Origin of the sequence: Amycolatopsis sp. 2-15 (assembly GCF_030285625.1) — a bacterium.
GTDB classification, from domain to species: domain Bacteria; phylum Actinomycetota; class Actinomycetes; order Mycobacteriales; family Pseudonocardiaceae; genus Amycolatopsis; species Amycolatopsis carbonis.
In genome coordinates this window covers 4,944,262-4,967,735 of sequence record NZ_CP127294.1, presented here as the reverse complement: position 1 = coordinate 4,967,735, position 23,474 = coordinate 4,944,262, and the positions used below count along the sequence as shown (strand labels likewise).

Below are 23,474 nucleotides of genomic sequence, written 5' to 3'. Positions count from 1 at the left end.
TCTCGCACGGTCTCCGGGAAACCAGCAGCGGCCGTCTCGGTCCACCAGTGAGTTTTCGCGGACCTCGCTCAGAGCTTTCCCTCCGCGGGCCTGGTCGCCCGTTCGACGAGCTCCAGGACGTGTTCGTAGCGATGCCCGGTCGCCCTGGTCATGCCGAGTTCGCACGTGCGATTGCAGGAGACGTGGGCGTCGAAGGGCCCGGCGCCGGTCAGCTCCCGGGCCTGGCGCGCGGTGGCCGACGCCGTCAGCTCGGGGTGGAGCAGACCGCGGTCGCCGGCGAAGCCGCAGCACCCCCACTCGTCGGGCACGGTGACGGTGCCGGCCACGGCCGCGGTGACCTCACGCAGCGCGCCGGAGAGGCCCATCCGCGTGGCCGAACACGTCGGGTGCAGGGCCACGGCCGCGACCGGGGCGCTGATCGTGAGGCGGCCGAGCACCTCGTCGCGCACGAACTCGACGGCGTCGACCACCCGGATCTCCCGGAACCGCTCCGGCCCCAGCGCGATCAGGTGCCGCAGCCCCTCGGTGCACGAGGACGCGTCGCCGATCACCGGGATCCGGCCGTTTCCCGTGGCGGCCCACAGCGCGGGGAGCACCCGCTTCGACATCTCGTCGTACCCCCGGTCCAGGCCCTTGGACTTCCACGGGGTGCCGCAGCACAGCGACGCCGGCCCGTCCGGAGTCGTGAGGCGGATCCCGGCGCGTTCGCACAGGGTCCGCAGCGCGTCGGCGACTCCGGGCTCCGCGCCGCCGAACATGGTGCCGGTGCACGAGGCGAACAGCACCGCGTCGGCGTTCCCGGTCACGGACTCGGTGCGGCGCCGGCCGCCCCGCGGGAGCTCGGGCGACCACAGCGGGACCGCGTCGGTGCTCCCGGCCTTGCGGGCCAGCTCGTTCGCGCCGAGAACCAGGCGCTCCGGCAGCTTGGCCGCGGTGGTGAGCGCGGTCGCGGCCGCCCGCGTCGCGCCGTCCCAGTGCCGCGCGGCACCGGCCCAGATCGCCGACGTGGCCCGTCCGGCCTCTTCGGCCCGGAGCCGCTTCATCAGGTCGCCGGTGTTGATCGTCACCGGGCAGGCGGTCTGGCACATCCCGTCGACGGCGCAGGTCTCCACCGCGTCGTACTCGTACTCCGCGCGCAGCTGCGTGAGCGCGGCCGTGTCCGCGGCTTCGCGGGCTCGCTCGATCTCCCGCCGAAGCACGATGCGCTGGCGCGGCGTGGTGGTCAGATCGCGGCTCGGGCAGACGGGTTCGCAGAAGCCGCATTCCACGCAGCGGTCGACTTCTTCCTCCACCGGCGGCGACGCCTTGAGGTTCCGCAGGTGCCCGGCCGGGTCGTCGGCGATGAGCACACCCGGGTTGAGCAGGCCCCGCGGGTCGCACAGGCGCTTGATCTCGCGCATGACCTCGTAGAGCTCGTCGCCGTACTGGCGGCGCACGAACGGAGCCATCATCCGGCCGGTACCGTGCTCGGCCTTCAGCGAGCCGCCGCGGCCGAGCACGAGATCGACCATGTCGTCGGTGAACGCCGCGAACCGATCAAGCGGTCGGCCGTCGCCGAGCCGCTCGGTGAGCATGAAGTGGATGTCGCCGTCCTTGGCGTGGCCGAAGATCACGCTGTCGCGGTAGCCGTGGCGGTCGAACAGGCCGGTGAGCGCCTCGCACGTCGGCAGCAGTTCGGGCACCGGCACGACGATGTCCTCCAGCAGGGCCGTCGTGCCGGCCGGGCGGGCCCCGGCGATCATGGCGTACAGGCCTTTCCGGACGTGCCAGTGGCCGGCCCGGGTCGCCGGGTCCGCCGACAGCACCACCGGCGCCGTGGTCGCCAGCGCCGCCAGGGCCGCGCCGGCACCCGCGGCCAGCTCGTCCACCTCGTCGGCGGTGCCGGCCTGGTACTCGACGAGCAACGCCGCGTGCCGGTCGACCGCGAGCTCGCGCAGCACCGCGGTCGCCTGCGCGTCGCGCTGGCCCACGCGGATCGAGGTCGCGTCGAGCAGCTCGATCGTCGCCGGACCGGTGGCGACCAACGCCGGCAACGCACCCGTGGCCCCGGCGAGGTCGTCGAAGACGAGCAGGCCGGTGCGCGCGTGCCCGTGCAACGGCACCGTGCGCAGCACCACCGACGCGATGAACGCCAGCGTGCCCTCACTGCCGACCGCCAGGTGGGCCAGGATGTCGGCCGGCTCGGTGTGGTCGAGCAGCGAATTGAGGCCGTAGCCCATGGTGTTCTTCATCGAGAACTGCTGCTCGACCCGCTTGCGCAGCACCGCGTCACCCCGCACCCGGTCGCGCAGCCGGCGCAGCCCGGCGTGCAACTCGGGCTCAGCCGCGCGCAGGCGGCCGTCGGCATCGGGTTCGCCGGTGTCGACGACCGTGCCCGACGGCAGGACGAGCACGATCGACTCGAGCGTCGCGTAGCTGTTGGCCCAGGTGCCGCACGCCATGCCGCTGGAGTTGTTCGCGACCACGCCCCCGACGGTGCACGCCACCTCGCTCGCCGGGTCGGGCCCGAGCTTGCGACCCAACCGCGCGAGACGTGCGTTCACCTGCCGGATCGTCGCACCGGGCCCCACCCGCACCCGCGCACCGTCGTCGAGCACCTCGATGTCGCGAAAGTGCCGCCGCGTGTCGACGAGCACGCCGTCCGTCCCACCCTGCCCCGACAAGCTCGTCCCCCCGGACCGGAACCCGAGCGGCACCCCGGCCGAGCCCGCGGCGGCGAACAACCTCCCGACCTCGTCCGCGCTGCTCGCACTCACCACCGCCCGCGGCGTGAGCATGAAGTGCGACGCGTCGTGCGCGTAGGCCAGCCGGTCGGTCAGCCGCCGCCCGACCCGCCCCGGATCCCCGGTCGCGGCGGCCAGCAGGTCGAGCAGGTCGGCTTCGCCGCCCGCAGTGGCGGCGGCTTGCTCGGTGGCGGTCATCGGCTGATCCTCGTCGATCGTGTCGTGCGTGGCGCGTTCAGCGTGCTCGAGGTCGCTCGGCTCGCTGATCCAGATTCACGGTCGACGCCGCCCGGGGCAAGGGTCGGCTGAGGAGATGTCCGGCACCACCTGAACAAGCCTTGGTGCACCCTGCGCTAGGAAGCCGCCGCAGCAGCACCGGCCGGCGCGGGAAACCCACCCACCGCTTGCTCATAGGCATGCGCGACCCGCAAAACCGTGGCGTCGTCGAACCGCTTCCCGATGATCATCATCCCGGCCGGCAGCCCGTCCACCAGCCCGGCCGGCACGCTGCACGCAGGATGCCCGGTCACATCGAAAGGCGCGGTGTTGCCGATCATCGACAAGGCCGTATCCAGATAATCCGCGAGCGACACGTCCGGCGACGGCAGCTCCCGCGCGACGTACGGCAGCGTCGGCATGACGAGGACGTCGTACTCGCCCAGGGCGGCGTCGTAGGCGGCCCGCAGTTCGTAGGAAAGGTTGCGCGCCATGGCGTAGTACTTGCCGCCGCCGAGTTCGAAGGTGTAGCGGCCCGAGAGGCCGACGAGCTGGACCGTCTTGGACAGGTCGTGACCGCGCGCGATCCGCCCCCGGGCGTAGTGCGCGATCAGCTCGGGGTCGTACTGGCCCCAGGTGCCCAATCCGTATCCGTGGCCGTCGATCATCTGGTAGGCGGCGCCTTCGGTCGCGATCACGTTCCACACCGCCATGGCGTCGCTGTGCCACGGGACCGAGACCTCGTCCGCGGTCAGCCCGGCCGACCGCAGCACCTCCACCGCGTCCCGGACCACGTCGTCGACACCGGCCAGCGAAACGGGCGTGCCGAACCCTTCCCGCACCACACCCACGCGCAGACCGGACGCGCTCTCGCGCAGAGCGGCGACGTAGTCGACCGGGTCGAGGACCGTCGGTTGCCGGGAGTCGTAGCCGTCGACACCGGCCAGCACGCCCAGCATCAGCGCCGCGTCGTCCACCGTGCGCGTCATCGGTCCCAGGTGGTCGATGGTCTGCTCGATCGGAAACGCACCGGTGTACGGCACCAACCCGAACGTCGGCTTGTGCCCGACGATCCCGGTGAACGACGCCGGGATCCGCACCGAGCCGCCCTGGTCCCCGCCCACCGCCAGGTCGACGTCACCGTTCGCCACGAGCGCGGCACTGCCGCTCGACGAACCACCCGCGTTGCGCGAGCGATCCCAAGGGTTGCGCACCGGCCCCGGCCACGACGTGAAACTGCCGCCGGAGAAACACAGGTCTTCGCACGTCGACTTGCCGGCGATCGTCGCGCCCGCGCCGAGCAGCCGGCGCACCACCGTGGCATCCCGCCTCGGCACGAAGCCCTCCATCGACGCCGAACCGTTGACCATCGGAACGCCGGCCACGGCGATGTTGTCCTTCACAGCGACCGTACGGCCCGCCAGCGGCCCCTCCCCCGTCTCACTGATCGCCGTCCGCACCGACCACGCGTTGAGCGGGTTGTCCACCGGCAACGACGACTCCCGCACCGGCACCTCGGGCGCCGACCGACCGTAGAGCCGCTCGACCTCCTCCGACGCCGCCAACGTCCCCTCGACCGCCGGGACGAACTCCGCGACCTCGGCCTCGGTCAAGTCGAATCCGTAACGCTGAGACAGCTGAGCGAGCTTTGCCGCATCGGGCACCGGGATAGCCATGACCGCTCCTTCGAGGTCGGCGATGGCGTCGAACCTAGGGACGATCCGACAACAGGTCAACGAATGCCGGTGTGTGCGCAGGTCAGCGAGGCACGCCACCACCGCCGGGCAAGCTGGGCGCCATGACCGACCCTCGTGACCGGTGGCGTGCGTCCGAGCTGCTCCTGCACCGGACCCGGTAGCCACGTTCACCGCGCGATCGGGTCAGCCCGGGACAGCGCCGAAGGCCACCAGACGCGGCGACCGATGTCGAGCGTGAGCGCGGGCACGAGAAGCGTGCGAACCAGCAGGGTGTCGATCAGCACGCCGACCGCGACGATGAAGGCGAGCTGGGCCAAGAACAGGATCGGGATGACGGCGAGCGCCGCGAACGTGGCAGCGAGAACCACACCGGCCGAAGTGATCACTCCCCCGGTCACAGCGAGCCCGCGCAGCGTTCCCGCCCGGGTGGACGAACGTCGCGTCTCCTCCCGCACCCTGGTCATCAGGAAGATGTTGTAGTCGACGCCCAGCGCGACCAGGAACACGAAACCGAACAACGGCACCACGGGGTCGGCTCCGGGAAACCCGAAGACCGAGTTGAACAAGACCGCGGACAGGCCCATGGTGGCGGCGAACGACAACACGACGGTGGCGATCAGCAGCAGCGGCGCGAGCAACGCGCGCAGCAGCAACGCCAGCACCAGGAAGATCACCACCAGCACAATGGGGATGATCAGGTCGCGGTCGTGCTCGGCGGCGATCCGCGTGTCGAGCTGCACGGCGGTGGGACCGCCCACCACCGCGTCCGCGCCGGGCACCGCGTGCACGGCGTCGCGGACGCGCTGGACGGTTTCGACGGCCGCGGTGGAATCCGGGGCGTCGCGCAGCACCACCTCCACCCGGGAGCGGCCGCCGACGACCGGGGGCACCACGGTAGCCCGCTCGACCCCGGCCACCACGGCCGCCGAACGCACCGCGGCGGACGCGCCGGCGTTCGCGATGACAACGGTCGGCGCGCCGGTGCCGCCGGGGAAGTGCCGCTCGAGCACCTGTTGCCCCGTGACGGAATCGACCCGGTCCAGGAACACGTCCGACTGGCTGGTGCCGGTGGCTTTCAACTGCGGCAGGAACGCCACTCCGACGGCCAGCACGAGCACCACGCCGATCCAGATCGCCCGGGGAGATCGCCCCACGAACTCGGCCACCTTCCCCCACACCCCGGCGGCCTCGGGGTGCGCGGAGCCCAGCGCGGGTACCCGGGGCCAGAAGATCGCACGTCCGAACAGCACCAGCACCGCGGGCAGGAACGTCAGCGAAGCCACGAGCGCCGACGCGATGCCGATCGCGGCCACCGGCCCCAGCGCCTTGTTGGAGTTCAGCTCACTGAACAGCAGGCACAAGACGCCGAGGATGACCGTCGCCGCGGACGCGACGATCGGTTCGACAGTGCCGCGCAGAGCCGCTCGCATGGCGTCGAACCGGCTGCCGGTATCGCGCAACTGCTCTCGGAACCGCGAAACCAGCAGCAGCGCGTAGTCGGTGGCCGCGCCGAAGACGAGGATCGAGAGGATGCCTTGGCTCTGCCCGTTGAGATCGATGATCCCGTTGTCCGCCAGGAGGTACACCGTCAGGCTCGCCAGCCCCAGTGCGAAGACGGCGGACATGAGCACCAGCAGCGGCAGCAGCGGGCTGCGGTAGACCACGACGAGGATCAGGGCCACCACCGCACCGGCGACCAGCAGCAGCACCCCGTCGATCCCGCCGAACGCGACCACCAGATCCGCGATCTGCGCGGCCGGCCCGGTCACCAGCACGGTCAACCCCCGCGGCGCGTCCTCCAGCGCTTCGCGCACCCCGGTCGCGACGTCGCCGGGGTTGCCGGTGGCGTCGATCCCCACCACCACCTGCACGGCACGGTCGTCTCGCGGAGCCGGGATGACCGGCGACGCCGGCGCCTCGACCCCGGGCAGCCGAGCGATCCGGGCGGACCGCTCGGCGAGGAACTCCCGGTCCGCCGCGGTGAGCCCCGTGGACCGCTCGGCCACCACGACCGCCGGCAGCACCTCGCGGTCGACGAACGCCCGTGCCTGCGCTTGCGCCTGGGTGGCCTCGGCACTTCGGGGCAGGAACGCGGAGCTGTCGTTCTGGACGACGTCGCCCAGCTTTCCGGCGAACGGCCCGGCGAGAGCACCCAACGCCAGCCACAGCACGGCGAGCACCGCCGGCAGCAGCCACCTGAGGCGCCTAGTCCGGCGAGCCGCCGGGACGTCGTCGCTCACCTCTTGACATCCCCTCTCAGGGGTCAGTTTTATTTCCACCGTAGAAATATTCGATGATGGAAACATAAGGTGAGACGCTCGTGATCGCAACCGGGCTGTCGCTGTGGGAGAACGATGAGGAGCACGACATGGAAGGAAGCCCGGCGGGAGCGGCCGGCGACCCCCACGGGTTGGCCGGGTTGCTGCGTCGCCACGCCGTGGAGACCGAGCGCTACGTCGCCACGATCGGCGCCGGTCACGACATGCACCGCACCGACTTGAACGCGCTGGCCGTGGTCATGGACGCCGACCGGACGCGGGAACCGATGACCCCCGGACGGCTCAGTGCGGCTCTGCACCTGAGCCCTCCGGCCACCAGCGCCCTCATCGACCGGCTCGAACAAGCCGGGCACCTGCGGCGCACCCGCAGCGCTGCCGATCGCCGCCAGGTCGATCTGCGGATCACCGACTCGGCGCTGGCGATCGGCGCCGCCCTGTTCGGCCCGCTCGCCGACCACGTCCGCGCGGTCATCGCGCGCTACAGCGAACCGCAGCAAGCCCTCATCGCCCGCTTCCTGCAGGACGTGTCGACCGCCATCACCGCCGCGACCGACGACGATCGGGGCCCATCCGGCCGCAGAAGTGAGCCGCCTCCCGGGCACGCTTCTCGTCGGTAGTGGGTCACGCAGGCATGTCCTGAGGACGTCAGGGTGGCCTGGCCGGGACGCGGAGGCGAGCCGGGCACCGACGCGATGGGTTCGGTGTCCGGCCCGGCAACGCGGTCCGCGCTCAGTTCCGCTCGGCGGCGGAGAGAATTTCCCGCGCGACGGCTTCCGGTGCTGTTTCGGGGACCCAGTGCGTGATCCCCTCGAGTTCGACGAACCGGTAGGGCCCGGTCACGTGCCGTCGGCAGCGTTCGGCGCCGGCGCGGCCCAGTGCCGTGTCGGCGGTGCTCCACAGGTACGTGGTCGGGACCGTCGACGGACCCAGCGCCCGGAAGCTGCCCATCGCCCGGTACCAGTTGAGAGCGGGGGTCGCGGCCCCGCCGGACATGAGTGCCTGGTGCGGGGCGAACTGTTCCTCGGACAGCGGTGGCACCATGAGCGCGCGCAGTTTGCCGCCGTCCGCGATCACCTCGTCGATCTCGCCCGCTCGCCTGAATTCGGCGAGGTAGCGCGAGCTGTGTTGCTGATCGGGATCGTTTCCCGAGCCCACTCCCACGCGGCCGGGTGCGGCATCGACACGGCCACGAGTGATCGGGTGCGCTCGGGGTGCTGCACGGCGAGGTGCCACGCCAGGGCCCCGCCCCAGTCATGTCCTGCGACGTGCGCTTGCGTCACGCCGAGGGAATCGAGAATGCCGAGCGCGTCGGACACCAGGGCCGGGACCCCGTAGTCGGACACCGACAGCGGACGCGCGCCCGCCGAGTAACCACGCTGGTTCGGCGCGATCGTGCGGTATCCCCGCGCGTTGAGCCGCTGGGCGACCCCGTCCCAGCAGCGGTGGCTCTGGGGGAAACCATGCAGCAGCAAAACGGCCGGGGCGTCTTCGGGTCCGGTGTCGGAGACGTCGAACGAGAGCCCGCCGAGGGTGATTTCTCTGAGTGCCATAGCCGAATTCCGTCCTTCCGCAGGCGTTCGCACCCGCCGGGTCAGCGGGCGAGAATCGCGGTGAGCGCCTCGTCGAGCTCGTGTTCCGGATCGCCGGCGGCCGTCTTGCTGCGCCACGCGATGACCCCGTCGGGCCGGACGAGCACCGCGCCGCCCGCGCCGATCCCGTAACGGGAGTGCCATGTGTCCTCGGTGTCGACCAGCTCGGTGCCGATCGTGTGCGAGGCGATGTCGAGGCCGAGGCTTTCCGACACCTTGTCCGCGGCGCCGAGCCAGCTGATGCCGTCCGGATCCGTGAGCAGCACGAACCCCGGTCCGAACAGTTCCTGTGTGGACAGCTCGGTCCGGTCCCGCCGCAGCCGCACGTGCGGGGCGCGGGTACCCGGGAACCCGGACGGGTTCATCGGATCCTCCTGCAGGCTGAGATCGTCCTCCAGTTCCGTGCGGACCGTGCTCGAGCGGTAGCGGAAACCGAGCATCTCCTTCGCCGTGGGAATCGGTTGCGACGGGTCGCTCGTCGCGAGCACTCGCCCCTCGGCGATCTTCAGTAGCTCGACCTCGCGTTCGAGGGTGATGTTGACGATCGGCCGGCGCTCGACCTCCCAGGCGTCCAGCAGTCCGGGCCCGGCCTGGCCGCCGGTCACCAGGGCCAGCCGCCACGCGAGCTCGTACCCGTCCTGCAGGGCGAGACTCCCGCCCTGGCCCCCGACCGGCGGACAGGAGTGCGCGGCATCGCCCGCCAGGATGACGCGGCCGACCTTGAACTGCCGGGCGAGGTGGTGGTTCAACGCGAAGGAGCGGGTGTTGACGATCCGGCAGTCCAGATCGGGAATGCCCACCGCCCGGCGCACCCGCTCGACGCACCGGTCTTCGGTGAAGTCGGCGTCGCCCTCACCCTTTTCCGGGAAGTAGTCGACCCACAGCGTCAGAAGGTTGCCGTCGAAGATGATGCTCATGCCCCGACCGCGCACCGTCACGACGAACGGCTGCTTGTCCTGCGTGTACTGCGGTAGATCGGCTTCGAAGGTGACCACGTAGATGTGGCCGACCTGCCCGCCTCCGTCGAGGGGGACACCGAGCCGGTCGCGGATCGGGCTGGCGTGGCCGTCCGCGGCGACCAGATATTCGGCGTGCACAGTGCTTTCCTGCCCCGAAGCCACGTCGCGAAGGGTGGCGGTGACGCCGTCCTCGGCCTGCGTCCACGAGACCAGCTCGGTTCCGTACCGCACATCCGCACCGAGCCGCTCCGCCTGCTCTCGCAGCGTCTTTTCGACGGTGGACTGCGGAAGCACCTGGGGCAACGTCGACGTCACGCGGCGCCGCAGGGCGAGGATCTGCTCGGTGTCCGACTCCACCACCTCCGACGCGACGAGGCTCGCGCCCGCCCTGTGCTGCACCAGTTTGCCGGTGATCTCCGCAGCCTGGAGCGAAGCCTCGACCCCCGGGATGTTCCTCAGCAGCTCCGTCGTGCGCATGTTGAGACCCCACGCTTTCGGCAACGTGGCGGTCGTGGGCCGGCGCTCGACCAGCAGCGATCGCCCGCCGCGCCACGCCAGTCCCAGCGCGGTGCTGAGTCCGGTGTACGCGCCGCCGACGATGAGAACCGGGACCTCGTCGCCCGACACAGCGTTCATTTCGGTCATCTCCAACCCCTCAGGCCGTTGCGTTGACCTATCTAATGGCAGTCAGTGCCACATGGCTCATTGTGCCGATCGGCCGCGACTGCCAAAAGGCGAACGGGGTGTGACCTGAACCTCACCGTGCGTCGAGCCAGGCGGCACTCACTGCCAAGTGACAGGATGACGTCCGACGGTCTGCCGAGGAGGAGCCATGTCGCTGCGCGACATCAAGATGGAGCGAACCCGCGAGTCGATCGCCGACGTCGCCTTCACCCTGTTCGAGGCCCAAGGCTTCACCGCGACGACGGTGGGAGAGATCGCCGCCGAGGCCGAGGTGGGCAGCCGCACCGTGTACCGCTACTTCCCCACAAAAGAAGAGCTGGTCCTCAGCGGCTTCAAGAAGGTCTTCGACACCGCCTTGGCCGACGTCCGCGCGTGCCCGGCGGAAACTCCGATCCCGGACGTCCTGCGCACCGTCCTCGAAAGCGTCGTGCAGTCCAACCTCGAACTGCCCAAGCAGCTCCGGGGCGCCTACGAGATCATCACCACCACGCCATCCGTTCGGGCGCATTTCGCCCAGTCCATCCGAGCCTGGGAAGCCGATCTCCGGCGTGAGGTCGCCGATCGCCTCGGCGGCCGGTCGGCCGAGGCCATCGCCGGACTCGCCGTCGCGCAGACCGCCGCCGTGTTCATCCTGGCGTTCGAGGACTGGTACGCCAGCGGCGGCCGGGCCGATCTGCGCAAGCTCACGCGCACGGCGCTGGACCTCTTGCACGCGGACAAGGTGCCCGTCCCCGCGCGCATCCAGTGAACGTCAGGAAACGCGCAAGGCGTCCGTGAACCTCTGTTCGTCCACTCGGGAGGCCGTGAGGTGCACTGTCGCCGCGTTGCCGTGGAGTGGTCGGGTCACCTTCGATTCGCGCAGGCGATGCAGATCCGCGTCGCCGGCAGGGCGGTGAGCCGGCCTTCGGAGATCGGGCCGCCGCAGCGTTCGCAGACCTCGTAGACGCCCGCCAGCACCCGCTCGGCGGCTTGGCCGAGTGCCACGAGTTCGTCTTGGGCTTGGCGCAGCAATGCCTGGACCTGTGCGCGCTCGAAGGCGATGGTGGCGCCTTCCGGGTCGTGTTCGTCGTCGCCGCTGGTGAACTGCGACGCCGCCACGATCTCGTCCCACTGCCGGGCCAGCGCCGAGGCCCGTCGCGAGGTCTCGGCGCGCGCCCGCTCGATCAGCTCCATCGCGGCGCGCTCGTCCATGACGCGACCATCCTCCCTGTCACCGTCATCCTGGAGCAGAATCCAGCCTGCCCGCTACTCCCCCGCGTTCACGACGGCCGGAAGACCGGCCAGCGCCGCCCGGTACTCGTCCACGATCCGGGACACGATCTCGGCCGCGGGCAGCACCTCGTCAACCAACCCGGCGGACTGGCCGGCTTCGACCTTGCCGTCCGTGACGTCACCGTGCAGAGCCGCGTCCTTGAGCGTCGAGGCCAGGAACGTCTTGCGCCGCACGGATTCCTCCGCGCCGGTGGCCTCGAGGTCGAGCATCCGGGCCGTGAAGTCGTTGCCCAGGGCGCGGATCACACCCAGACCGTGGCCGACCGTGCGAGTGCTGTCGACGCCCGCGGCAAGCACCGCCTGCTTGTAGCCGTCATGGACCGAGGCCTCCGTACTGGCCAGGAACCGGGTGCCGAACTGCGCGGCGCCGGCGCCGAGGGCGAGCACGGCCGCCAGGCCGGCGCCATCGGCGACACCTCCCGACGCGACCAGCGGCAGCGACGGGACCGCCCTCGCCACCGCGCGCACCAGCACGGCCGTCCCGACCATCGCGGGCGGCGGGTGCCCGCCGGCCTCGGCGCCGACCACCACGAGCCCGTCGACACCGGCATCGGCCGCCTTCTGCGCGTGCCCGATCCCGGCGACGACGTGCAAACAGCGCGTACCGAGGTCGTGGAACCGCTGCAGGTACCGGCGCGGACCGCCCTGGGAGGCGATCAGCACGGGCGGGCGGCGGCGCACCAGCAGGTCGATGACCTCGTCGGCGCCCGCACGGTGGAGCGGGAGGTTCACCGCCCACGGCCGCTCCGTGCCGGCCGCCACCTCCGCCAGGACCCGGTCGAGCTCGGGCAGCCGCATCGGCCCGGCTGCCACCACGCCGAGGCCACCGGCGTTGCTCACGGCCAAGGGCAGCGCGGAGCACGACGACGCCCACGACATCCCGGCCTGCACGATCGGCAGGTCGAGGCCCAGCAACCGGGTCACCGGCGTCTCGACGCGGATCACGCCGGCCCCAGCAGCGATCGGGCGTGCGCGGCGAGCCGGTTCTTCTGGATCTTCGAACTGGCGGTCATCCCGATGTTCTCGAAGCCGTCGACCACCCGCAGGTGCCGCGGCACCTTGAAGCCCGCCATCCGCTCACGAGCCCAGGCGAGCAGCTCCGCCTCGGTGATGCCGGGCTCGGTGAGCACGACGAACGCGAAGGGGACCTCGACCAGCCGCGCGTCGGGGACACCGACGACGGCAGCCTGCCGGATGAGGGGATGCCGGTGCAGGGTGTCCTCGATGTCCGCGGGCGCCACGTTCTCGCCGCCGACGCGGATGATGTCCTTGGTGCGGCCGGTGAAGTGGAAGCGCCCTGAGGCGTCGAGCAGGCCGATGTCGCCGGTGGCGAGCCACCCGTCGGCGTCGATCGTCTCGGCCGTCTTGACCGGGTCGTCGAGGTAGCCCACCATCACGTTCCAGCCGCGCACCAGCACCGACCCCGGCTCACCAGGTGCGCAGTCGCGGTCGCCCTCGAACGCGCGGATCCGCACCTCGACACCCGGTTCAACGGCCATCGCGCCGGACGCGCGGATCTCTTCGGGCTCCCACCACGCCGACTGCGCCACATTCGGCGAAGCCTCCGAAAGACCGTATCCCGCAACGCATTCGCGAGCACCGAGCTCGTCGATCACCCGCCGGATCACCGTCGGGGACGCGGCCACCCACGCCCCGCGCAGGCACAGGTGCCGCCAGGCCCGGGCCGGGTGGTTGAGCAGCAGCAGCGCGATGGTGTCGTTGCCGGAGAAGTGGGTGCAGCGCTCGGCTTCCAGCAACCGCAACGCTTCGCGCGCCTCGAACTTCGGCATCGTTACGAGCGTGGTGGCGTGCTGGGCCGAGGCCAGCACGGAGAGCGTGCTGCCGGCGACGTGGAAGAACGGTCTCGCCGAGGGGAAGCGGTCACCGGGGCGCAAGCCCATGCGGGCACCGGAGAAGAACGCGTCCGCGCACATACTCCGGGGGTCAGCAGGACGCCTTTCGGCCGGGAGGTCGTGCCGGAGGTGTACTGGACCAGCAGCACGTCGTCGGGAGTGGCCGCCGGTTCCGGCGCCGCGCCACCCGCCGCGAGGAAATCCGCCCACCGCGTCGCGAACGCCGGAACGTCTTCGCCCAGCACCACGACCGATTCGAGGTCGGGCAGCGACTCGACACCGATCTCCCGGAGACTGCTGCCGCACGCTCCGCCGGACAAAGGAGTCGAGTAGCCGTGGCCGAACGCCCCGCCGTTGCCGGACGGCCCGCCGAGCAGATCCGTGCCGGCGACCGCGCCTCCACTTACCGGACCATCGCGTTGCGGGTCATGCCGCTGCTGGTGGTCTGCTACGTCGTCAGCTTCGTCGACCGCACCAATATCGGTATCGCGCAGCAGGGTCTTCAGTGCGACGTCGGGTTCGGCTCGGCCGTCTACGGGCTAGGCGTCACGCTCTTCTTCGTCGGGTTCATCCTGTTCGAAGTGCCCAGCAACGCCCTGCTCGCGCGGATCGGCGCCCGCAAGACGCTGGTCCGGATCATGGCCACGGGGGGCGTGGTGACGATCGCGACCTTGTTCGTGCAGGACGAGGTCACGTTCTACGTCGCCCGATTCCTGCTCGGCGTGGCCGAGGCGGGCGTCTTCCCCGGGGCACTTTTCCTGCTGGCGCAATGGTTCCCGTCCGCGCGCCGGACGCGGATGACCGCGGTGTTCTTCATCGGCGTCCCGGTCTCCGGCGTGCTCGGCTCGGTCGTCTCCGGCTGGATCATGCACTCACTCGGCAGCACCGCCGGCCTGGCCGACTGGCAGTGGCTGTTCCTCATCGAGGGAATCCCGCCGATCCTGCTCGCCGTGCTGGTGGCGTTCTTCCTCGCCGACGACCCGGAGCAGGCGAAGTGGCTGAGCCCGGCGCAGAAAGCGCTGGTGCGGGCCGACCTCGAGGCCGACCGCGGCTCGAAGGCGAAGAAGCCGACGCCTCACGGCGGCATGCTCTTCGCATTGCGCGACCCGAAGGTCTGGATCCTCGGGTTGTGCGCCTGCGGCGCCTACACCCTGGCCAACGCCGTGTCCTACTGGACCCCGCGCATCATCGCCGAAGCCGGGGTCGGCGACGTGCTGAACCTCGGCCTGTTCTCGGCGATCCCGCCGCTGCTCGGCATCGTCGTGATGCTGCTGGTCGGCCGCCACTCCGACCGCACCCTCGAACGCCGCTGGCACGCGGCGGCGAGCTGGCTGGTGGCCGCCGTGGCCATGCCGGCCCTCGCGTTCTCCGGCGGCAGCGTCCTCGTGGTGATCATCCTGCTCGCGGTGATGGCCGCCGCCCACTACTCGGGCCTGACCGTGTTCTACTCGATCCCGTCGATCTACCTCGACGACCGCGCGGCGGCGACGGGCATCGCGGTGGTGACGTCGATGGGCTCGTTCGCCGCCGCCGCTTCCCCTTCCCTGCTGGGCTTCATCCAGTCGGCGACCGGCAGCCTCTCGCTCGGCCTGGTGATCAGCGCCGGCATCGTGCTCCTCGCCGTGGTCATGCTGCTGGTCGGCGTCAAAGCGTCGGATCTCAAGGAAACGCACCACTGAGCGGCGCCGCGCCTGCCGCCCATGACAAGTCCATTGTGGACATTACTCTCGGGCGAGCTGGTGACATCGTTCGAGGAGCACTCCTGTCCGGCAAGGCTGGGCCGTCCCGGAAGGAACGCCAGGATCGACGGATGACCGCCGCCGTGATCAGTGCCGACGCCCGAGCCGTCGGGCCGGCCGCTACGTCCGCCCGCCGGTTCCGCAAACCGTCAAGACCTACCTGTTCGGCTCGCTTACACCGCGACCGCGCGCTCCCACCACTCGGCCTTCTCCGCTCCGGTGACCTCACGCGCCCGCATGTCCCGCCGGACCGGACCGTCCTGCAGTTCAACGTGCGGGTCGGCCTCGATGCGGGGCGTGCCGCGGTTGCCCATCAGACACGCAGGGGGGCTGAGACGCTGTGGCCATCGATCGGCCGTCGCCAGACGAGCACGGCGACGGCCCCGGCCAGGATCGCCGCGGTGAGGGCGAAGGGGATCGGGATGAGGGGGTCGACGAGGACGAGAAGGCCGGCCAAAGGCAGGGCGGTGTTGACGACGCGGTCGGCGTGCGGCCGGATCGCGAGACCCCAGATGCCGAGAACGAAGACGGCGAGCGGGATCGTGTAGGCGAAGGACGCGTAGGGCTGATGCAGTGCAGTGTGTCCGGTGAGGAGGTCGATCTCGACCTCGATGCCGGCGGAGAACGCGCCTGCGGCGGCGAAGATGAAGAAGTGCCCGTATACGTAGGCAAGGGAGCTCGCGACGTCCTTGATGGCGTGGTGGTGGGGCGGCCAGAAGTAGATCCACCACAGGGCCGCCGTGGCGATGAGCGTGAGCGCGGCGATACCGATGAGCCGACCGGGCGACTCGAAGTCGTGCTGGGCCTCGATGATCGCGTTGGCGGAGGCGAGCAGGCTCTCGCCGAGGAGGATGAGGGTGAACAGCCCGTAGCGTTCGGTGATGTGGTGTGGGTGCCAGGGCGTGGTCCCGGTGCGCTCGGCGAGGATCGGCACCACGATCTCCGTGGCGACGAGCACGATCAGCCCGACTGTGAACACCCCGGCGGGAAGCAACAGCGAGGTGAGCCACAGGGCCTGGACCGCTGAGATGCCCCCCGCGTAGATGAGCGTGGCCCGGCGGGTGGGGCCCGACGACCGGGACGCGCGGAGCCACTGGGCGACGAGTGCCGCGCGCATGACGACGTAGGCGATGATGAGCACCGAGTAGTCGTGCTCCTCGAAAGCGGGCCCGATGCCGGAGGCGAAGACGAGCACGCCACCCATCTGCACGATGGTGGTCAGCCGGTACAGCCAGTCGTCGGTGTCGAAGGACGTGGCGAACCAGGTGAAGTTCATCCAGGCCCACCAGATCCCGAAGAACACGAAGCCGTAGTTGAGGATCCCGTCGAGCACATGCCCCTCGGTGAGCCCGTGGTGTAGTTGCCCGGCGGCGATGCTCACGGCGACGACGAAGACGAGGTCGAAGAACAGCTCCAGCGTGGACGCGGCACGTCCCGCCTCGTTCGGGTCGCGCGGCCGCATCGGGACGAGCCGGCGTCGGGAATCGGGTGTCATCACATGGTTCTTTCTGCATGCGAGCATCCGGGCGCCTGAGGGAACGTCCGGGACGTGCGGTCGGCGGTGCGATCAGCGCTTGGGGAGAGGGGGACGCGACGATCGAGCGTGAGGTCTCGGACTCATCGAAGTGCTCTTGCTCACGATTCTCCCTCGATACAACTCAGCCGGGTCCGTCTGTCGACATCGGACGAACCGGCAGGGTTGAACAATTCCATACTCGATCGCGGCCGGCCACTTAGGCCGCTCCGTGGCGCCTTCCCCTCCTGACGCGGCGGGCGGCCGCCAAACGCAGGACGCCGGTGGTCTGCAGAATGATTCCGGGTTAACGAGATGGGCAGAAATTCCATTAATTCAAAGGGAGCCCGCACCCTCGCGATGATCTCCGAGGAGGGCGGTTGCCGGCACGCAGAAGACGGACAGCGGGCTCAGTCGGCGATGTGGCCGACTACTTGGGGTTTTCGAACAGGTACACCTGTCGCCTCTACACCTGCCGGCAGGGCTTGGCGCGCGCCTGCGCCCGAGCCCGGAAGCTTCAGTCCACTCCGGCCACGGTGACCTCAGGACGTACGGCCGTCCTCTTGCGCCGGACGGACTCGGTCACCAGGAACACCGAAACGAACGACACGGCGGCCATCAGGGCCAGGTACAGGGCGATCGCATTGGCCGTGTGGAACTCGGCGAACAGCGAGGTGGCGATGATCGGCGCGAGCGCACCGCCGGCGACGGCGCCGATCTGGTAACCCACGGAAACGCCCGAATATCGCACGCCGGCGCCGAACATCTCCGAGAACAGCGCCGGGCACGGGCCGTAGGTGAGACTGAAGACGATCTGCGCCACCACGAGCGCGAGCGTGATCAGCACGGGCGAACCCGTGTTCACGAGCCAGAACATCGGGAAGCCCCACACCGCGAGCAGCACCGCGCCGGTGAGGAACACCCGCCGCCGGCCGATGCGGTCGGACAGCGCGGCGGCCGCCGGGATCGTGAGTCCCGATGCCACGGCCGACACGAGCACAGCCACGAGGATCGTGCCACGGGGTACTGAAAGCGCTTGCGTGGCGTAGGACAGGATGTACACGGTCAGCAGGTAGTAGGCACCACCGTTGATCACGGTCGCGCCGGCGGCCAGCAGGATCTGCTTTGGGTGCGAGCACAGGAGTTCCAGCAATGGCGCGCGTCGCCGGGTTCGCGCCTCCGGTGCCGCGTGGGTTTCTTCGGCCCGCGACTGCGCGTAGAGCCCCACGCCGATCAGCACGATGCTGAGCAGGAACGGGATCCGCCAGCCCCAGGCGAGGAAGGCAGCCGGGGACACGCCGGCGGAGAGCACGAGGAACATCACGTTGGAGAAGATCAGCGCGATCGGCACGCCGAGCTGCGCGAAACTGCCGTAGAAGCCGCGTTTGCCCTCCGGCGCGCACTCCGTGACGAGCAGTACCGCACCGCCCCATTGACCGCCCAGAGCGAGGCCTTGGATCAACCGCAGCACCACCAGCAGGATCGGCGCGGCCACGCCGAGCGTGGCGTACGGCGGCAGCAATCCGATCGCGGTGGTGGCGGCTCCCATGATCATCATGGCGGTCACCAGCGTCGGCTTGCGGCCGAACCTGTCACCGAAGTGCCCGAACACGGCCGCCCCCACCGGCCGGATCAGGAAACCGACGGCGAAGGTGCTGAACGCGAGCAACGTGCCCGCGACCGAGTCGACCGAGGGGAAGAAGAGCTTGTTCAGCACCAGCGCCGAAGCCGACGCGTAGATGAAGAAGTCGTACCACTCGATGGCCGATCCGGCGACGCTGACGAGGATGTTCTTTCTCATCTGCCGCGCAGTGCGGGCCGGTGGGGCTGTCTGGCTCATGGGTGAACTCCGTTCTTCGGTGGGACTTGCGGAGCTACGCGATCAGCAGGTGAGCGAGGCGGCCGCGCGGCGGCGCTCGATCAGGTCGACCAGGCCCTCGACCACGGCGGTGAGAATCGGCAGCGAAGGCGAACCGGCCGGCAGCTCGTCCCCGGCCAGGGCCTTGTGCGCGTGAGGCAGCACGAACTCCGGCTGGCCCACCACGGCCACATCCATCTTGTGCAGCACCACACGCAGGTTCAGCTGCGCGCGGATGCTGCCGAGCGGGCCCTTCGAAGCGCCGATGATCGCAACGGGTTTGCGCTCGAGCACAAGACCCTCTTCGACGGGTCGCGAAAGCCAGTCCAGCGCGTTCTTCAACGCGCCGGGCATGGCGCCGTTGTACTCCGGCGTCGCGACGAGCACGCCGTCGGCGGCACAGATCCGGCGGCGCAGATCCGGCGGCGCAGATCGGCGACCGCCGGCGGCGCCGGGTGTTCGTCGTCCTCGTTGAACGGCGGGATCGCCGCCAGGTCCGTGAACACGTCGAACGTCAGTTCGGGTGGCGCGAACCGCGCCACCGAGTTCAGCAGGCGGGTGTTGAGGGATTCCTTGCGCAGGCTTCCGGACAGCGCGAGGATCGTCAGGTCCGACACGGGTTCTCCACTCAGGCGGTTTCGGGTTCCATGGCGGTGACCGAAGGAGCGCGTCGTGGCGACCAGGTGCAAGTGCTTGTACTCGGCGTAGCCTTCGGCGATCCGCGTCAGGGCTCTGCCGCAGAATCGCAGGTCCACCAGGGCGGGGTCGCCGCCGGAGACGACCGTGGTCCACGCGCGTACCACGTCCGGGTGCGGCTCGTGCTGCGTCGACGGGTCGCGGTGCAGGATCTCGTCCGAAATGGACAGGCCGCGGCGGCCCGGCAGCGCCACCACATCGTCGTACCGCGCAACTCCATGCCGATCAGGCAGAAGTACAGCTCCTGCACCTGGCATACCGCGAGCAACGACCGTTCGCCCTCCACGTCGGCCACGGGCTCCTGCAGCGTGTGCAGCACATCGGTGTTGAGGTAGGAGTTGTACGCGGGCATGTCACTGCGGCTTTCTCGGACGGGGAAACGCGGGCGGGATTCGCCGGCACGACGCCGTGTCACAAGCAGACGGAGTCAGACCCCGCCCTCGCTCCCCCGCGGGATGTTTTCCCCCAGCTCGAAATACTTCGAATGGTGAAAGATCAAGGGAGAAACGTCGCCCACGTCCTTCGCCCCCAGGTCGACGACCTCACCGACGAAGATCGAGTGGTCTCCCCCGTCGTAGACACCCCATTTGCGGCACAGGAACCAGGCCAACGAGTCGCGGACGACCGGACAGCCGTCGCGCACATCCATCTTCACCTCGGCCGAGACGGCCCAAGGGCTGCGTGCGTAGAAGTCGGCGATCGCACCCTGCCGATTCCCGAGCACGCTGAGCCCGTAATATCCGTCGGTCGCGTGCAGCAGCTCGTGCATGCGGCCGGGCTTGTTGACGCTGACCGCGCAGAGCCTGGGATTCAGGGAAACCGGCGAAAACGAGCTGGCCGTCATCCCATGCGCACCGTCTCCGTCGGGGATCGTGATCACGCTGACGCCCGTGGGGAAATGGCGTAATGCGTGCCGGAAAGCCAAGGCTTCGAGTCCGTCGGGGACGAAAGTGCTGCTGGGGACGGTCACTGCCGATCACTCCTCCTCGGGGGGCCGTGTGTCCGGCCGACGGTGGGTCTGGCGAGCAGCATCCATCAGCGATCGCAGACCGCGCCAATGCGCGTTCTGCCGTCGGACATACCAGGAGTGGCATACCGCTACGACGCGACAAGCTCCCGGAGAATGCCGATCATCGCGCTCGCCGCGGGCGTGACTTCCCGGCCGGCGGCCAACGTGATGCCGACGCTGTGACTGGCCAGCTCGAACTCCGGCCCCAAACTCACCACACCCGCCAGTCCTTCGTGGATGGAGACGGCCAGCGCCGCGATCGAGTCCGTGGCGAGCAGCAAATGCCGCACCGCGAGGTACGCCGTGGTCTCGACCCGGTTGACCGGCAGCGGAATGCCACGAGCGCTGAAAAACTGGTCCAGCTCGCCGCGCAAACGAGCCTCCGCATCGGGAAAGATCCACGGATAACCGGAAAGCTCCGACGCATCGATCCCTTCACGGCCGGCCAGCGGATGCTCCGCGCGGACCACGAGCGACACTGCCTCCTCGTGCAGTGGGAGCCGGATGAAGTGTTCGTCCGTCGGCTGCGTCAGCCGGCCCACCACGAGGTCGAGGCGTCCCGACCCCAGTTCCGACAGCAGTCTGCGGGGCAACGCTTCAGTCAGCTCGACGGTCAAGAGCGGGTGTCGGGCCTTCAAGACCTCCACCGCCCGCGGGACCAGAGCAGTCGACCCCGTGAGGTGGATACCGATCGCGACCGTCCCGCGGTTGGCGTCCCGTAGCTGCGCCATGTGCTTCCCAGCCAGGCGAATCTGGGACACGACAGCCCGAGCATGCGCCGCGAACGCCTCACTGAACGGCGTCGGCGACAGCCCCCTCGGGTTCCGGTCGTACAACGCCACTCCGAGGATTTCCTCGAGTTCGCGCAGCGTGCGGGTCGCGGCGGGCTGGGTGATGTTCAGATCATCGGCGGCCGCCACCAAGGTGCCGCGACGCGCGATCGCATCGACCAGCAGCAGATGCCGGATCTTCAACCGCCCGTCGAGAAGATTGGGCGTCATCACGGTGCTCGACATACCGATATACACAGAGCTCCAGCCGACATTGGCATCGTGGAAACATACCGCAATCCGGCTCCGACGGAGCGCGGACGAGGGAGGAGCGCACGTTGCGCGCGAGCCGCCTTCGCAGGCGGTCGCCGCGACCGTCGGTAAGAACCGCCGGCCGCGCGCCACGAACCTCCTGGTAGCCCGATCCGGGAATCACCCGGGGTCCGGATTTCGCGTGAAGGAGCAAACGGTCATGAGCGAGAGTTTCGAGGGCCAGAAGGTCGTCGTGGTCGGCGGCAGCAACGGCATGGGGCTGGCCACGGCCCACCAGGTGGTCGCCTCGGGTGGCACCGCCGTGATCACGGGCCGGAATCCCGAGCACGTCCAGGCGGCAGTCGAAGCTTTGTCGCAGAGGGGAAAGGCCTGGGGTATCACGGCGGAGCTGACCGACCGTGACCAGGTACCCGAGGTCCGCAAGCAGCTCGCTGCCGAACACGCCGATGCCAACCTGCTCGTCAACGCGGCGGGATTCTTCGTCCCGAGGGCGTTCAGCGAATACGACGAAGCCTTCTACGACTCGTACAACGAACTGAACCGAGCGCTGTTCTTCATCACGCAGACGGTCGTCGCGGGCATGGTCGCGGGTGGCAAGGGCGGCGCCATCGTGAACGTCGGCTCGATGTGGGCGCACCAGGGCATCGCGGCGACACCGCACACCGGTTACTCCGTGCAGAAGGGCGGTATCCACTCCTTCACCAAGGCACTCGCGATCGAGCTCGCCCCGCACGGGATCCGGGTCAACGCGGTCGCTCCCGCGGTCGTCAAGACGCCCCTGTACTTGGGCTTCGTGCCGGAGGACAAGTTCGACGAAACGGTCGACAGCTTCGCCGGCGTTCACCCGCTGGGGCGGGTGGGCACACCGGAGGACATCGCGAACGCCGTGTCGTTCCTGCTGTCGGACAAGTCGAGCTGGATGACCGGCGCCATCGTCGACGTCGACGGCGGCGTGATGGCCGGCCGCAACTGACCCGGGATCGGTAGAGTCTGGACAACGATACCCGTCGGCGCTGAGCGCAAGCCCAGCCCCGGCGGGTGCCCGGAACCGGTCACGGTTCCGGAATTCGTTGCGCCTCGGTGACCACGGCGGGTGCGCGCCGGTGCCGGCACCCACCCGCCGGTCCGTCAGGAGGCGACGATTCCTTCACCGCCGACGGCGTCCGGCACCGCGACCGTGCCGACTGCCGTGAGGCTGCCGTCGCGCCCGATGCGGAAGGCGTCGACTTCGCCGTCCCTTCCGGCCTGGGCGTAGAGGAACTTGCCGTCACCGGACGCGGTGAGGTCGATCGTGCCGGCCGAAGCAGGCGTCTGGCCGATCAGCTCGAGCCGGCCGTGGCCCACGGAGTAGGTCGTGATGGTCCCACTGCCGGCGTTGGCGACGTAGGCGTAGTCGCCCGCGACCGTGATCCAGCAGCTCGCCGCCTGACCGGTGGCCACGGTCTCCCCGACGGTGGCCCGTCCGGCCTTGTCGAGGTGGACCGAGGCGACCGCGTTCGGGCCCGCTTCCGTGAGCAGGACCCGGCCGCCGCGGTCGAAGGCGAAGCCGAAAGGAACCGAGCCGGCGCCGGTCGACGTGACCGTCGGCTTGGCGGACAGTCCGAGCAGAGTGTTGACCGAGTAGACCATCAGGCTGTCGCCGACGGCCTTGGTCGCCACCACGAGGTGCGCTCCGTCGGGCGTGAACTCGACCTGGGCGGGGGTGTGCGTGAACTGCGGTGCGGCGTTGGGGTCGAGCCCCAGCGCGCGGTGCTGGCCGGGCAGCGGGATCAGGTGGCCACCGAGGTTCCAATAGCCCTGGAGCGACCCGCCGTCCAGAGCGTTGAGGACGTAGACCCGGTCACCGTGGACGGCGACACTCACGGGGAATCGGCCGCCGGAGGCGAGCGTCTGGATGCGGACCAGCTGACTGCCGCGGACGGCGAACACGGTCACGGTGTTGCTGCCGGAGTTCGTCGCGATCAGCACTTGATGGCGCTCGTCGTAGGCGAGCGAGCCCTGTGAAGCCTGGTGGTCGACGACCGACCCGTCCAGCACGCCGCCGAGACCACCGGTCTTGTAAACGGCCGTTTGCTTCAACGTCCCGTCGGTGGACCGGCTGTAGGCGACGACAGCGTTGCCCTTCGGGCTGTCGGTCTGCACGAACACCGCACCGCTGTGTCCCGGTGCCGTGGACGCCGAGGCCTCTGGAGCCGCGATCGTGATGGTCGCCAACACCGCGGCAGCCCCGAGCGCGACGCGGGTGATGATGTGTCTTGCCATTCTGTTGTCGGTTCCTTTTCTGTGGACTCGCCGTTTCCTCGTACGGGTCAGTAGGTGTCGCTCCACCGTGCTGTCTTACCGA

General features: G+C 69.7%; 21 protein-coding genes. 4 read left to right on the top strand and 17 right to left on the bottom strand.

Annotated features, from left to right (window positions below):
- Window positions 1-68: 68 nt before the first annotated feature.
- From QRX50_RS24660 to QRX50_RS24650, 3 genes are all read right to left on the bottom strand, one after another.
- The gene (locus QRX50_RS24660) at window positions 69-2,921 is read right to left on the bottom strand and encodes an FAD-binding and (Fe-S)-binding domain-containing protein (RefSeq protein ID WP_285974267.1); all 2,853 of its coding nucleotides are present in this window, start codon (window positions 2,919-2,921) and stop codon (window positions 69-71) included.
- Window positions 2,922-3,076: 155 nt separating this feature from the next.
- Window positions 3,077-4,615 (bottom strand): amidase, encoded by a 1,539-nt coding sequence (locus tag QRX50_RS24655; RefSeq protein ID WP_285974266.1) that lies wholly within the window; start codon window positions 4,613-4,615, stop codon window positions 3,077-3,079.
- Window positions 4,616-4,803: 188 nt separating this feature from the next.
- Window positions 4,804-6,876 carry an MMPL family transporter gene (locus QRX50_RS24650; protein ID WP_285974265.1) on the bottom strand — a complete coding sequence of 691 codons (2,073 nt, stop codon included), beginning with the start codon at window positions 6,874-6,876 and terminating at the stop codon, window positions 4,804-4,806.
- 80 nt (window positions 6,877-6,956) lie between these two features.
- On the opposite strand from QRX50_RS24650, the gene QRX50_RS24645 reads away from it, so the two are divergent.
- Window positions 6,957-7,532, top strand: coding sequence for a MarR family winged helix-turn-helix transcriptional regulator (locus tag QRX50_RS24645; RefSeq protein ID WP_285974264.1), 576 nt, complete (start codon window positions 6,957-6,959; stop codon window positions 7,530-7,532).
- 112 nt (window positions 7,533-7,644) lie between these two features.
- Here QRX50_RS24645 and QRX50_RS24640 read toward each other — a convergent pair whose 3' ends face one another.
- Genes QRX50_RS24640 through QRX50_RS24630 form a run of 3 tightly spaced genes read right to left on the bottom strand, consistent with a single transcriptional unit; the run spans window position 7,645 to window position 10,108 of the window.
- Window positions 7,645-7,989, bottom strand: a complete 345-nt coding sequence (locus QRX50_RS24640) for an alpha/beta fold hydrolase (RefSeq protein WP_285974263.1) — start codon at window positions 7,987-7,989, stop codon at window positions 7,645-7,647.
- Window positions 7,986-8,465: an alpha/beta fold hydrolase gene (locus QRX50_RS24635; protein WP_285974262.1), complete on the bottom strand. Its 480-nt coding sequence runs from the start codon at window positions 8,463-8,465 to the stop codon at window positions 7,986-7,988. The genes QRX50_RS24640 and QRX50_RS24635 overlap by 4 nt, the downstream gene beginning before the upstream one ends.
- A gap of 41 nt (window positions 8,466-8,506) precedes the next feature.
- Window positions 8,507-10,108, bottom strand: coding sequence for an FAD-dependent monooxygenase (locus QRX50_RS24630; protein WP_285974261.1), 1,602 nt, complete (start codon window positions 10,106-10,108; stop codon window positions 8,507-8,509).
- Window positions 10,109-10,295: 187 nt separating this feature from the next.
- Between QRX50_RS24630 and QRX50_RS24625 the strand changes: the two genes are divergently transcribed.
- On the top strand, window positions 10,296-10,895 hold the full coding sequence (locus QRX50_RS24625) for a TetR/AcrR family transcriptional regulator (protein ID WP_285974260.1): 600 nt from the start codon (window positions 10,296-10,298) through the stop codon (window positions 10,893-10,895).
- A 95-nt stretch (window positions 10,896-10,990) separates the two neighbouring features.
- On the opposite strand, the gene QRX50_RS24620 is transcribed toward QRX50_RS24625, so the two are convergent.
- From QRX50_RS24620 to QRX50_RS24610, 3 genes are read right to left on the bottom strand one after another with little or no spacing between them, the layout of a single operon-like run.
- Entirely contained in the window at window positions 10,991-11,338 is a 348-nt protein-coding gene (locus tag QRX50_RS24620; protein WP_285974259.1) for a TraR/DksA family transcriptional regulator, read from the bottom strand.
- 54 nt (window positions 11,339-11,392) lie between these two features.
- Complete coding sequence (locus QRX50_RS24615; RefSeq protein ID WP_285974258.1) at window positions 11,393-12,364, bottom strand: NAD(P)H-dependent flavin oxidoreductase; 972 nt, start codon at window positions 12,362-12,364, stop codon at window positions 11,393-11,395.
- Window positions 12,361-13,353 (bottom strand): class I adenylate-forming enzyme family protein, encoded by a 993-nt coding sequence (locus QRX50_RS24610; protein ID WP_285974257.1) that lies wholly within the window; start codon window positions 13,351-13,353, stop codon window positions 12,361-12,363. Before QRX50_RS24610 ends, QRX50_RS24615 begins: the two co-directional genes overlap by 4 nt.
- Before the next feature lie 254 nt (window positions 13,354-13,607).
- On the opposite strand from QRX50_RS24610, the gene QRX50_RS24605 reads away from it, so the two are divergent.
- On the top strand, window positions 13,608-14,951 hold the full coding sequence (locus QRX50_RS24605) for an MFS transporter (protein ID WP_285974256.1): 1,344 nt from the start codon (window positions 13,608-13,610) through the stop codon (window positions 14,949-14,951).
- A 233-nt stretch (window positions 14,952-15,184) separates the two neighbouring features.
- Here QRX50_RS24605 and QRX50_RS24600 read toward each other — a convergent pair whose 3' ends face one another.
- The 7 genes from QRX50_RS24600 to QRX50_RS24570 form a co-directional block, all read right to left on the bottom strand.
- The gene (locus QRX50_RS24600) at window positions 15,185-15,325 is read right to left on the bottom strand and encodes a nitroreductase/quinone reductase family protein (protein ID WP_353074142.1); all 141 of its coding nucleotides are present in this window, start codon (window positions 15,323-15,325) and stop codon (window positions 15,185-15,187) included.
- Window positions 15,325-16,506, bottom strand: coding sequence for a low temperature requirement protein A (locus tag QRX50_RS24595; protein WP_285974255.1), 1,182 nt, complete (start codon window positions 16,504-16,506; stop codon window positions 15,325-15,327). Before QRX50_RS24595 ends, QRX50_RS24600 begins: the two co-directional genes overlap by 1 nt.
- A gap of 535 nt (window positions 16,507-17,041) precedes the next feature.
- Window positions 17,042-18,325 (bottom strand): MFS transporter, encoded by a 1,284-nt coding sequence (locus QRX50_RS24590; RefSeq protein WP_285974254.1) that lies wholly within the window; start codon window positions 18,323-18,325, stop codon window positions 17,042-17,044.
- 81 nt (window positions 18,326-18,406) lie between these two features.
- Window positions 18,407-18,769: an NADPH-dependent FMN reductase gene (locus QRX50_RS24585; RefSeq protein ID WP_285974253.1), complete on the bottom strand. Its 363-nt coding sequence runs from the start codon at window positions 18,767-18,769 to the stop codon at window positions 18,407-18,409.
- Complete coding sequence (locus QRX50_RS24580; protein WP_285974252.1) at window positions 18,721-19,272, bottom strand: NAD(P)H-dependent oxidoreductase; 552 nt, start codon at window positions 19,270-19,272, stop codon at window positions 18,721-18,723. The genes QRX50_RS24585 and QRX50_RS24580 overlap by 49 nt, the downstream gene beginning before the upstream one ends.
- Window positions 19,273-19,505: 233 nt before the next feature.
- Window positions 19,506-20,048, bottom strand: coding sequence for a flavin reductase family protein (locus QRX50_RS24575; RefSeq protein WP_285974251.1), 543 nt, complete (start codon window positions 20,046-20,048; stop codon window positions 19,506-19,508).
- A 128-nt stretch (window positions 20,049-20,176) separates the two neighbouring features.
- Window positions 20,177-21,103: a LysR substrate-binding domain-containing protein gene (locus QRX50_RS24570; protein ID WP_285974250.1), complete on the bottom strand. Its 927-nt coding sequence runs from the start codon at window positions 21,101-21,103 to the stop codon at window positions 20,177-20,179.
- A gap of 226 nt (window positions 21,104-21,329) precedes the next feature.
- Here QRX50_RS24570 and QRX50_RS24565 point away from each other — a divergent pair, with 226 nt between their 5' ends.
- On the top strand, window positions 21,330-22,103 hold the full coding sequence (locus QRX50_RS24565) for an SDR family NAD(P)-dependent oxidoreductase (RefSeq protein WP_285974249.1): 774 nt from the start codon (window positions 21,330-21,332) through the stop codon (window positions 22,101-22,103).
- A 155-nt stretch (window positions 22,104-22,258) separates the two neighbouring features.
- Here QRX50_RS24565 and QRX50_RS24560 read toward each other — a convergent pair whose 3' ends face one another.
- The gene (locus tag QRX50_RS24560) at window positions 22,259-23,392 is read right to left on the bottom strand and encodes a lactonase family protein (RefSeq protein ID WP_285974248.1); all 1,134 of its coding nucleotides are present in this window, start codon (window positions 23,390-23,392) and stop codon (window positions 22,259-22,261) included.
- Window positions 23,393-23,474 lie beyond the last annotated feature (82 nt).